We start from the raw sequence: 10,203 nt of genomic DNA, 5'->3' as shown, positions 1-10,203 counted from the left end.
GCACGTCGACCTGCCGAAGCTTCGCGACGATCTCTTCCGGCTTGTGTCTCTTCTGGGGCATTCTTGCATCCTCCAACTGGCCCGTAAGCCATACTTCAGGGAGGACCACTTTTCAGGGGGCAGACCAGACGACGCGTCCCATCTGCTCTTTGGAGATTGACCGGCCCGTGATCTCGGATCGTTCGACCAGCATCTTTTCGAGCGCTGAATTGAGTTCCTTATCCATGCTTAAACCCCGTGCTTGCAAGTCAATTCTAGCACAAGAAAGCAAGCTTACCTAAGGGAAAGTAATATGGCGTGCCAAGGTATTAGTGCTTCCGCCCACACAAGGTTGCGGCAGCCATGGAGGACCTGAAGAGTGGCGGAGCGCACCCAGCCTTGAGGAAGAAGCGCTTTTTCGGTGGCCACAATCGAACGGTGACGTGGAACGGGTCAGCCGTCGCAATAGCGTCCGTGGGAACTTTTGAAACGCTCCAGCAGCCGGGTCTAAATCCATTCGGAACACCATGCTGCATTCGCGGCACGATACCCCTGAAGTCGCCGTTCGTGCATCGTGCAGCATCGGTAAAAGTGGGCTCGGAGCGGCCATGCGGCAGCGCAGTGGAACGCACAGTTCCGATGTCGCCTGAATGTCGGCTGCCACCTGCGCGGCATACCTGGCCGAAACCCGCAGCGAAAGTCCGGTGTCCGCCCGGACCACCGGCTCCGTCGCAACCGGCCCTTTGCCGACATTGGACTGCCACAGGCTGCTCCCTCGAACCGGCCATTGGTGCTGGCCGCATCAGGACCGGTGCGACAGTGTCCGCGGAACGCGCCTCAAGAAGACAAAATTAGATATCCATGTCGAAGAAGACCCTGAATCAGGCCAACCTCGAAAAATTGGGCGCGAAGAAGCTGGCCGCGCTGGTCATGGAGCTGGTCCAGGGGAGCGCCGCCCTTCAGCGCCGTGCGCGGATGGAGATCAGCGCAGCTCAAGGACCTCGGGAAGTGGCCCCCAATCTGCGAAAGCGCTTCGCCCCGCTACGTCGGGCGTCCGGCTTCGTCGACTGGCGCAAGCAAAGGGCGCTGGTCAAGGATCTCGAGGGGCTGTTGGGCATGATCGAAACCACCATCGCCCCTGACGATCCGAACGACGCCTTCGAACTGCTCTGGTCTTTCCTGCAACTGGCTCCCTCCGTCCATGAACGCATGGATGACAGCAACGGCGCCGTTGGCGGCGTGATGAGCGAGGCAGTGCGCCTCATTGCGAAAATATCGCCCCGGATCTCCAAGGACCCCTTCGCGCTGGCCGAGCGCGTTCTCGACGCGGTCGCCGACGCGGGGTACGGCGAGTTCGACGAGATCATTCCAGCGATGGCGGAGGCGCTCGGTCACGACGGGCTCGAGCATCTCAAACGGATCACACAGACCTGGGCCGACGCGCCACCGACCGAGCAGGAGTTCGAGCGATACCGGGGCTATGGCCTCATGTCTTCTCCCGAAGACAGCGTGCGCCGCAACAAGCAATCGACCCGGTCGATCATACTGGCAGATGTCGCGGACGCCCAGGGGGATGTCGACGCCTACATGGCCCGCTATTCCGAAGAGCAGCTGACCAACGGCACCATTGCCCCCGACGTGGCCCGGCGCCTGCTGGAGGCGGGACGTGTCGACGAGGCTTTCGAGATCGTCACCCGCGCCTGTGCCGCCGAAGACGGAAAGCCCTTCCGAATGTTCCATTACGTTCTTGGCGAGGTCTATGAGGAGTGCCTGGAAAGGCAGGGCAAGACGGATGTGCTGAAGGCACACCTGTGGAAAACGTTCGAGCAGACGCTCAGCGCGACCAGCCTTCGGAAATATCTGAAACTGCTGCCCGATTTCGACGACATCGAAGCCGAAGAGGCCGCTCTGGACTTCGCGGAGACCTATCCCCACCTGGAGGCGGCGATCAGCTTTCTCGTCGATTGGCCGTCGCACGAACGTGCAGCACGGGTCGTGGTGGCGCGGGCCGAAGACCTGAATGGGGATTCCTATCACACCCTCTCGAAGGCGGCGGACGCGCTGGAGGCCGAGCATCCGCTCGCCGCAACGCTGATGCGCCGCGCCATGGTCGTGGATACGCTGACCGGGGGAAAGTCCACGCGCTATCGTCACGCGGCTCGCCATCTGGCCGAATGTCAGGCTTCCGACGCCGCCATCGAAGACTATGCCGGTAATCCCTCCCAAACGCAGTTTTTTGCGGTGCTAAAACAGGAACACGGGAGAAAACACGGGTGCTGGCGCTTGGTCGAGCCGTAACGCCCGGCCCCTTCCGGACATTCGACTACCCCCACCATGCCACAGCGCAGCTTCAGAATGCAGGCGTTCACAATTACGGATGGATGATACTCGGGCGCTACACTAACAACATATCATGGCGCGTCTTTCTGTTCTTCTCTTTTGCCTGCTGGCAACGTTGGGATCGCAGGTTCCTGCCTAAGAGAATGACCCGGCCCCCGGCGCCGCCGGTGTCCTTGCCGTGGAGAACCCTCCTTCGGACGAGGCAACCACCGACCGGCTACGCGCCATCATCAACGCGCTGGCCAAGGCGAGATAGCGGTGTCCGTGGAAGCCGGCGTGGTCACGCTCGAAGGTCGTGTCGCAGATCCAGCCGTCAGTCAGGATGTGGCCGGGATCGCCGAGCGCCTCGAGGGCGTCGTCGCGGTGGACCACGCCTTGGCCGCATCCGACGACATCTCGCAACAGATCAACCCGGCATTCGAGCGCTTCCGCGCGCGCGCCGACCAGTTCTTCGCTCGCCTCCCCCTGTTCTTCCTTGCCGCAGCCGCGTTCGCGGCGATCGTTGTCCTCGGCATACTGCTCACGGGTCTGCGGTTCTGGGATCGCATCGCGCCGAACGCGTTCATCGCGGGGATCTACCGTCAGGCCTTTCGCGTCCTGTGCGGCATCGTCGGGATTGTCGTCGCACTCGATCTGCTTGGGGCCGCAGCCCTCCTCGGAACCATCCTCGGCGCGGCGGGCATCGTGGGACTGGCGATCGGGTTCGCCGTTCGCGACACAGTGGAAAACTTCGTCGCCTCGATCATGCTGAGCCTGCGCCAGCCCTTCCGGCCCAACGATCTGGTCGAGATCGAGGGCGATGTGGGACGCGTGATCCGCCTGACCTCGCGCGCCACAATCCTGCTGTCGCTGGACGGCAACCATATCCGCATCCCGAATGCCTTGGTCTTCAAGGGCCGGATCGTGAATTACAGCCAGAACCCCGCCCGGCGATTCAGCTTCGACATCGGCATCGATCCCGATGCGGACCCCGAGGCGACGCGGGTGCTGGCCCAGGCGGCATTGAAAGCGCAGAGCTTCGTCCTCGACGATCCGGAGGAACTGGTATGGATCGAGAACATCACAGAGTCCGGCGCGATCCTGAGGGTGACCGGCTGGATCGATCAGAACGAGACCGGCTTCGTCACCGCCCGAGGCGACGCCATCCGCCTGGTGAAAGCCGCCATCGAAGCTGCCGGCGTTTCCATTCCTGATACGACTTATCGCATCCGGCTCGAAGGGACTCGAAACCTTTCCGATGCTCCCACGCAATCGCATCCTCGCGAGAAGCCGGCACCTCAGTCTTTGCCGGACCATGCGGAGCAGCCCGACAGGAAATCCGAAGAAGAGGCTCTGATCCCCCTCGTGGCGGCCGAGCGCCGGGATGTAAGCGATCTGCTCGCAGGAGACGCTCCGCGCGAGTAGCGGGCGCGCACCGACCCATTCCAGTCATTCGCTGCCTCTATGACGCCGCGGCGCAGCTTCACCAGACCCGTCGTTCGCTGCGCTCGAAAAATCACGGGCAATCTCCGCTGCCGTTTTGCGAACGAAACGCACGGCAGGGGACTTGGCCTGTGCCCGACGATCCGTAGTGTCGGTCAGATCGTTGAAATGGCGATGGTGCGATGCTGCGGTAACGGGATGCAGACGCCTTCACCGTTGCGGATTTCGGCAATTGTTAGCCGCCGCCGGCTGCCTCCAGGGCCTGCAAGCTCCTCGCGCGGTTCGGAGAGTCTTGCATTGAGGCCCGGTAAGCCTCGACGGCCGCGTCTTTTTCGCCAAGCTCCATCAGAAGGTCACCAAGCAGCTCCCGCGCGGGGAGGATATGGCCGGGGGTGACGGGGGCCTTGCCAACCGCATCCTCACTGTCGGCGGCTTCGGCCATTAGGGCGCGGGCCTCGTCCGCCTCGCCCTCATGCAGCGCGATCCAGGCTCCAATGGTGCCGATCTGCGCATCGGTGAGCTCGACCCAATATCCCATTCCGCGCTCGTCCATCGTATCGCGGAGGCCGCTCAGCTCTGCCAAGGCCGCGCGCGCGGCCTCATCGTCGCCCGAGCGGGCCGCGCCGATCCCCTTGGCGAACCAGCGCATGGCCACGGCCTGGGGGTAGCGCGCCCAGGTGATCGCCGGGATCAGCTCGGCCGGCAGGGCCGCGGCCCCGACCCAGTCCCCGGTTTCGAGCGGTATCCGGGCAGGCGTGGCCGAAAGTGCATAGGCCGATCCGAAGGTATCCTCGAGGTTCGAGCGAACAGCGAGGTCCGCCAGCAGCGCCTTGGCCGATGCGACGTTTCCGGCCTGGAGATGGGCGTAGACGGCATAGTCGATCGCATGCGGGTAATGATCGGCGAGAATGCCGTCACCCGCTTGCGCCAGCACCGCCGCCGCGCTGCGGGCGTTCCACTCCGCCGATTCCTCCCACAGGCCGAGCCGCGTGAAGATATGCGACGGCATGTGCAGGGCATGGGGCACCTCGGGCGCGATGCTCTCGTAGCCTCGCGCGACCTCCAGACCCATCTCGGCCAGTGCCGGGTGGTCGTAGGCGTGGATCGCGTAGTGATAGCCGCCGGGATGCCGGGGGGCCTTCGCCCGCAACGTGTCCATCCTCTGGCCGGCATCGCGCAGCACGGGCACGGCTTCGGGGCCCATCGGCGCCACTGTCAGTTGCGCCAGCGCGTCGAAGGCGGCGGCGTCCAGGTCATCCGGGTAGGCGGCGCCGAGGTCGCGCTGCTTGACGGCCCATGCCGCCAGGCGGTCCCGAAAGCTCAGTTCCTCGCCGGCGTAGAAGGCCTGAACGGCGTCGGCATAGGCCGCCTCGCGCGCCGTGCCCGGGTCCATCCCGGCCAGTCGGGCGGCGGCGGCCTGCCCCGCCGCCGTCTCCTCCGGCGTCGGGCCGCCGGGCCAGAGCGGGTGAAACTTGGTCATGGCGATGCCCCATTGGGCCATGGCGCAATCCGGGTCCGCCTCGGCCGCAGCTTCGAAGGCGGCGGCGGACTGACGATACATCATGTGATGCAGGAGCAGCAGCCCGACGTCGAAGGCCTCCTGCCCCTCGGTGGAGCAGGTGGTGGGAAAATCGACCTCACCAAGTGTCGCTGGATCGAGCTCCTCCAGCACGGCATCCAAGGAATGGGCCGATGCGGGCCCCATGGTCAGCGCCATCGCCCCGACCGCGGCGGTCATTCTGAAGATCTCGTTCAGCATTGTGGATTTTCCTTCTTGAAACGGCTCCGACGACAATGAGGTTCGGCCCTGGACCGGCCTGTGATATCCTCTCCATGGAGGCGTCTGCCGTGCGGTTTCTCAAACGAAACGTCCTGAAATCTTCTGAAATCGACCTGGGCGCAGCCGTGTTCGATGTCGAGACTCGCCGCCTTCACGACCATTCCGGAGAAGAGATTGCACTGCGCTTCCGCTCGCGCGAGGTGTTGGCGGTGCTGATGCGCCAACAAGGCCACATCGTCGGGCGCAGCACTCTGGCGGAGGCCGCATGGGATGTGAAGACCGTCTCTGACGACAGCATCGCGCAATGCATCGCCGACATCCGCCGAGCCCTGTCGGACAAGGGCAGGCGGATCGTCGAGACGGTGCCACGTCAGGGCTACCGGCTGGTCCTGCCCTCCGTCCGAAGCCCCACCCACCCGCGGTCCGGCGAGACAGGCCGGGCCCCGATCCCTTCAGGTCCGGCGCCCGAGCCCAGGGCTCCGGTCATCGAGGTTCTCCGGTTCGACGACCTGGGAACCACCGGCATGGGGCCACCCGGCCTGCGGGACGTGCTCGGAGAAGCGATCGTCATCGAACTGGCGCGGTATCCCGAGATGACGGTCCTGCACCGTGCGGCGGATTCGGGACCATCGGGCGGCCGAAGAGCTGTCCAGGCCATTTCCCGGACAGGTTCCGACTACCTGGTGGCCGGAGCTCTACTGAGTGACGGGAAGCTGGGGCGCCTGAGCATCAGGCTGATCTCGGCCCGCGACTTGTCATGCATCTGGGTAGAGGAGTTCGACTTCGATCTCGGAGAGCTTCTGGCGTTGTCGCGCGGCATCGGACGGCAGGTTGCCAGCGCGGTGGGCGTCAAACTCATCGAAATTGCCGAAGCGCGGATCGACCGAGGTGATCTCTCTGCGAGGCTCATTGAGAACGCCGCGCGCAGCAGGATGCTCCGCAACCCGTCGGCAGCGGCCTTTGGCAGGAACATCCGTGAACAGGACATCGCGCTCGACCGGTATCCGGACTCCGCCTGGGGGCATCTCGGCCAGGCGCTCGCGCTTCGGACCGGGATAGACAGCGGGTGGCTCACCCGGGACGTCGAGGCGGCAAGCGCCCGGGCCGAGGATCATGTCGCCAGGGCACACGCCCTCGCGCCGGACAATTACCTGGTGCATTTCGCACTTGGAAAGACACTGGCGGACAAGGGACATACCGGAGCCGCGATTCTGGCGCTCGAACGCGCGACCACGCTCAATCCGTCTTCGACGATGGTCCTTGTCGGGCAGATCACGCCGAACCTCGATATCGGGAACACGGCAAGGGCCCTCGAACTGATCTCCCTCGCCAGGCGGATCAACCCGGCCGGGAACAAGTACCTCCAGTATCAGATAGCGAGGGCGCATTGGCGCATGGGGAGCCCGGACAAGGCGCTGCGGTCGCTGATGGCATCGCCGGGGCAGACCGATGACATGAGGAAACTGCATGCCGTCGCAGCGCTTGAGCTTGGCCGTGGCGACATGGCGCGCGCGGCTCTTGGTTTATTCCTGAACGCGAACCCGCATTGGAACTTTGAGGTGGAATCCATGGCGCAACGCGCCCAGGCGACACCGTCGGCCGTGATCGAACGCTGGCTTTCCCGCCTGTCCGAGGCTGGAATGCCGCACTGAACATGCGGGTCTTACCATTTGAGCAGACCGCGGCGAAAGACCGGTCCAGCCCCAGGCAAGCGAAGTCCGTTGCATTCGCGGACGGCCCACTGCCGACGTTCAGAGTAGCGGTCGGAGCCGCAGTCCGGCTGACCAAACCGGCCGTTCGTGCATCGCGCAGCATAATCACAGCCTTGATGACCGCAGTGCGGGACAAACCGGGCTTTTGCAAAGCCGCGCGTGAAGTTCCGCTTCAGTCGGGGGCGGCGGGCAATCCGATGAGAAACACGCGCACTTCGCGCAGGACCTCGGCCTGCACCTCGGCACGAGGGCGGAGGGGATCGGCGCAGATGGGCTCATCCTCCATGATCCCGATAACGATCTTTCCCATCCGCCGGCACGCGCCCAGCATGGAGAAGTGAACGCCCCCCTCGACATTCACGTGCCGCGCCATGGAAACCGAAGCCGCCAAAGGGGCCGCATCGACCCCTTCGGCAAGGGTGCCGGGAGCGCCCATACCGACAGTCAGCACAGGCACTTCAATCGAATTCAGGCTCTCCTCGGTCATCGCCGCCGAAAGGGCCGGGTCGATGGCGACCGCCGCGCGGATGCGCGCGTCACCGTCGAACGCTTCGTAGCGCGCGGCATCGATCGTCCCGAGATCGAGACCGTTACGGGCGAACCAGCCGCAGTCGAGCGTGTCGGGATTGCGATCGCAATAGGTAAGAAACGCCTCCTTCGAGGCACGCGCCCCCGCAAGGCGCAGCGCGGTGTGCCCCCCGAGCGAAAAGCCCATCGCGACGGCGCCCTCCGCTGCCCGGCCCGGCGCATCCTCGGCCAGTTCGTCGAGGATAGCGCGCATGTCGGCGGTGCGCTCCCACGGCATGACTATGCGTTCGGGCAGGCTGTCGCCCGATGTGGTGCCTGGATGGTTCGGGGCGGCGACGATCCAGCCGTCCTCGGCCAGCGGTCCGGCGAGCCAGCCAATCTTGTCGCCCGAGCCGCCGGAGCCGTGCGACAGCACGATCACCGGATGCGGACCGGGCGCGGGGGCGGCGCCGGGGATCACCTCCGTTCCCGCGAACATTGCATTGCGCCCCAGAGGTTCCGTCGTCGCGACAGGGTCGGCGGCAGGGTACCAGATGTGGACGGAGACAGGCGCGTCCCAGTGAGCCATGTCGAGTGTTCGCAGATCGTATCCCGGCGCCGCGAAGGCAGGCGCGGCAAGAAGAGCGAGAATGGCGAAAAAGCGCAATGAGCCCTCCGATCAGGCGCGCCCGACGAAGAAAGTCCGTCGTTCGGTGGGCCTGATCTTACCTCTTGTAGCGGATACGACAAGATCCGGCACTCAGCGGCACGCGCCTCGCCCAAAGGAGGCATCTTCACGAACCGGCCATTCATCTTCACCGTAGTGCTAGGTACTAAGGGCTCCATGCCGACCTGCGGCGGCGCAGCGAGCCGAACACTTGTCGGGCCGTAGCGACCGTTGCTTACGGCCCAGAGCCGACATTCAACGCATTAACTCGACGCTGCTTTCGTAGCCCACATTGCGGACATCCGCCACCGTCGCGAAACTTCCCCCTGGACATCTGAAATTGGCCAATATGCCTTGTCGCTTGTACTTGGCCGCAACATCCGCAAGGTGGGCCGGTCCCAGTGGTATTTAGAACAGTCCAATCCTCACAGGAACATCAATGACTAGTCCAAGCGATGCCAATGAGAACTGCTTTCTTTGCGATGCCTGGGCCTATCTCAGTTCGGACGATATGGTGCTGAATCTGACATCCGAGATGATAGGAATTATTGCCACCCTCGTCCTGATAACGATGCTGGGAGGCCGGTTTGTCCGACGGGCGGCAGCAAAATCATTTGATCGCAAGTGGGCGGCTTTTCGTGCGGACACTGCAGCTTCCATATTAGAAAGCCAGAAGCAGTTGGACGACGACTATTTCTATTTGGGGCACGAGATGCTCCGAGTTCCGAGAAACCTACGGAATAAATTAGCACGGAAGATCTCGAAACGTTTCGGCGAAAACGGGCAGCTTGTCAGCCCCGAGGCGGTGAGCTTGCATCAATATTCGAACGAGCTCATTTCGCACTCAGAGAATCTGATGTCGCTCCGGCTACGGAGTTTATCTCAACGTTGCGAGCGGAAATTCTAGAAAAACTGGCAGACGGATTCTCTGACTTCGAGCAGTTTGACACACGTTTAGCTATGCATCTCCAAGGATTGGCGCCGCTTCACGATTTTATAGGGGAAAAGGCTGGGCCTACCTATTGCGATGTTTTTCTGAGCGCAGCAAGAGGAGCTGAGAAGGCTATCGCAGGTATGGATAGAACACGAGTGCTCCACTTGGGGAGAACCCTGGCTGAGCAGCTTGAAAGCTAGCTCGGCCCTTACCCGTCTTCCGGTTCCCGGTTCGTCGCTGCGGCGAAGTGCCGTCGAATCGCACACCTATACTCTTGGCAGCATGACATTGCCACGAGCCCTTTGTCCGGTGGCTCTTTCCTGACGAAGGGCCAGTGTCCTGGCTTCTCTGGGTATTTTGTTGAAGGTCATGCCGTAAATAGTGAAGGACGGCTCCGGTGAGGCATCGCATTGAGCGCATTTGGCTGACGGATTAGTTTTGGATCCTACGTGCTTCCAGCAATTCATCGAGCTGCAACCCGTCTTCAAGCGTAGCGTTTGGTCAAGCTCACTCAGAGCTTCATCAACAACCGCGTTGTGGTAGTTCATCAGCCAAACATATTTGCGTCGGACTGTCGCATTTGGACTGTTGTCGCGGCCATTTTCGACAAGTTCCTTATGGCTTTGCAGGAAGCCAAGCCAACCGACATAAGGGTTATCGAACTCACTGAGGCTCGCCCGAAGATAATCGATGTAATGGAGCCCCGATTCATCCTCGCGAAGCAGGTTGCGCAAGTGGTCTGCCCCCTGAAAAGTGGTCCTCCCTGAAGTATGGCTTACGGGCCAGTTGGAGGATGCAAGAATGCCCCAGAAGAGACACAAGCCGGAAGAGATCGTCGCGAAGCTTCGGCAGGTCGACGTGC

Annotated in this window: 7 protein-coding genes; 4 read left to right on the top strand and 3 right to left on the bottom strand. The window is 62.9% G+C overall.

Going from position 1 to position 10,203, the window contains the following annotated elements; genetic code table 11:
• Window positions 1-840: 840 nt before the first annotated feature.
• Window positions 841-2,277, top strand: coding sequence for a DUF6880 family protein (locus PAA8504_RS21420; protein ID WP_108896159.1), 1,437 nt, complete (start codon window positions 841-843; stop codon window positions 2,275-2,277).
• Window positions 2,278-2,577: 300 nt separating this feature from the next.
• On the top strand, window positions 2,578-3,723 hold the full coding sequence (locus PAA8504_RS21415) for a mechanosensitive ion channel family protein (protein ID WP_245897735.1): 1,146 nt from the start codon (window positions 2,578-2,580) through the stop codon (window positions 3,721-3,723).
• Between the two features lie 253 nt (window positions 3,724-3,976).
• Here the strand turns inward: PAA8504_RS21415 and PAA8504_RS21410 are convergent, their stop codons facing one another.
• Window positions 3,977-5,500, bottom strand: coding sequence for a hypothetical protein (locus PAA8504_RS21410; protein WP_108896158.1), 1,524 nt, complete (start codon window positions 5,498-5,500; stop codon window positions 3,977-3,979).
• 89 nt (window positions 5,501-5,589) lie between these two features.
• On the opposite strand from PAA8504_RS21410, the gene PAA8504_RS21405 reads away from it, so the two are divergent.
• On the top strand, window positions 5,590-7,173 hold the full coding sequence (locus tag PAA8504_RS21405; RefSeq protein WP_181375917.1) for a winged helix-turn-helix domain-containing tetratricopeptide repeat protein: 1,584 nt from the start codon (window positions 5,590-5,592) through the stop codon (window positions 7,171-7,173).
• 232 nt (window positions 7,174-7,405) lie between these two features.
• Here the strand turns inward: PAA8504_RS21405 and PAA8504_RS21400 are convergent, their stop codons facing one another.
• Window positions 7,406-8,407 carry an alpha/beta hydrolase family protein gene (locus PAA8504_RS21400; protein WP_108896156.1) on the bottom strand — a complete coding sequence of 334 codons (1,002 nt, stop codon included), beginning with the start codon at window positions 8,405-8,407 and terminating at the stop codon, window positions 7,406-7,408.
• A gap of 439 nt (window positions 8,408-8,846) precedes the next feature.
• Here PAA8504_RS21400 and PAA8504_RS21395 point away from each other — a divergent pair, with 439 nt between their 5' ends.
• Complete coding sequence (locus PAA8504_RS21395) at window positions 8,847-9,314, top strand: hypothetical protein (protein ID WP_108896155.1); 468 nt, start codon at window positions 8,847-8,849, stop codon at window positions 9,312-9,314.
• Between the two features lie 293 nt (window positions 9,315-9,607).
• Here PAA8504_RS21395 and PAA8504_RS21925 read toward each other — a convergent pair.
• Window positions 9,608-10,203, bottom strand: a 596-nt coding sequence (locus PAA8504_RS21925; protein ID WP_219928977.1) for a hypothetical protein, incomplete at its 5' end; no start/stop codon positions are given.

It is taken from the genome of Palleronia abyssalis (genome assembly GCF_900302445.1).
Lineage (GTDB): Bacteria > Pseudomonadota > Alphaproteobacteria > Rhodobacterales > Rhodobacteraceae > Palleronia > Palleronia abyssalis.
Note: the sequence above shows the minus strand (reverse complement) of the source record. Positions and strands in the feature narration are given on the sequence as shown.